Below are 1,232 nucleotides of genomic sequence, written 5' to 3'. Positions count from 1 at the left end.
GTGGTGTGCGGGCGGCGCTCGCGAACTGGGCGTTTCCCATTCCTCCGTCAGTCGTTACCTCGCCGAGCTCGAGGCTTGGATGGGCATACCACTTGTTGAGCGCGATTCCGGGTCCTGGGCCCCTACGCCCCAAGGCGCGCAACTGGCTAGCGGTCTGCAAACCCAGCTGCTGGAGATGGCCAACGCCGTCGAGGCGGCCCGCGAGGCGAACTCCGTCTGTTCAGTGACAGTGGGCGTCGCGCCGTCCTTTGCCACCCGGTGGCTGCTTCCCCGGCTGCCTTCCCTTGCGCGAGCGCATCCAAGAGTGGAGTTGTCCGTGCTGGTCAATCAGCGCGTGGACAACTCGTTCCAGGACGTGGACTTGGCGATCCGCATGGGTAGAGGCCCTTGGCCTGGATTGCAATGCGAGCCCCTTATGGATGAATTGCTTTATCCGGTTGTGAGCCCGACGATCTGGAGCAATCAGTCGCAATCTGGAGAACGATTTCCTGATTAAGATGAACCTGCTTCATGACCGGGATCCTTCCGCAAGCTGGGAGCAGTGGCGTCGCACATATGGTCCCTCAACCTTGTCACTGGCCAGCGGGCCTCGACTTGCCTCTTCCGATCTTGTGCTTCGCTCAGCCGAGCTGGGTCATGGGGTGGCCCTTGCCCGCAGTCGATTGGCTGAGGCTTCAGTGAAGGAAGGAACCCTCTTCAGGCCCTTTGGCTCGAAGGAAGTGCCTGTCCCCAATGCCTATTGGATTGTCCGTCCCAACCTGTCGGTTGACGCACGGGCACGCCGCCATGCCATTACCACTGTGGTTGCTTGGCTCAAGGAACAGGCCGCGTGAGATGGGGCGCTGCGAGGGGAGCAGCACTGGTTGTGCCTTGACGCCGCTGTCATGAGGCGTTGACGACGCCTTGGCGATCACTGTGGATACTCCGGCCAAAGACCCCCCAGAGACAGCCCCGATGGCCAGCAGCAATCCGGCTCCCGAAGTTGTGCGCATTGAAGTGATGGACTTGGACGCTGGCGAAGTGGCCGTTGTTGCCCAGCTCGACCAACAACCGCCAACCGAGTGGGTGGAGGGCCTTTGCCGTATCGTCGATTCGACGCCGGGCATGGAGGAGGTCGCCGTGCGTTTGGACGGGTATTGGCTTTTCTTCGTGGGCTTTGGGGCAGGCAGCGGCTCCGCCATTCACCACCGTGTGGCGCAACTGATCGCCTCCGCAAGAGACCTTGGTCGCGG

The 1,232-nt window shown here is 62.0% G+C and carries 2 protein-coding genes and 1 pseudogene; all 3 read left to right on the top strand.

Features of this window, described 5'->3' with window-relative positions:
* On the top strand, positions 1-496 hold a 496-nt coding region (locus tag AC1DQP_RS20685; protein ID WP_478052453.1), incomplete at its 5' end, for a LysR substrate-binding domain-containing protein.
* A 1-nt stretch (position 497) separates the two neighbouring features.
* Entirely contained in the window at positions 498-833 is a 336-nt protein-coding gene (locus AC1DQP_RS20680; RefSeq protein ID WP_478052452.1) for a type 2 periplasmic-binding domain-containing protein, read from the top strand.
* 121 nt (positions 834-954) lie between these two features.
* Positions 955-1,232, top strand: a pseudogene (locus AC1DQP_RS20675) (hypothetical protein); the annotation flags it as partial.

Source organism: Stenotrophomonas sp. P5_A8 (genome assembly GCF_056400545.1).
Note: the sequence above shows the minus strand (reverse complement) of the source record. Positions and strands in the feature narration are given on the sequence as shown.

Coding starts and splice junctions, on each gene's coding strand:
- AC1DQP_RS20680 (WP_478052452.1), top strand. CDS start 498: ATGAACCTGCTTCATGACCGGGATCCTTCCGCAAGCTGGGAGCAGTGG.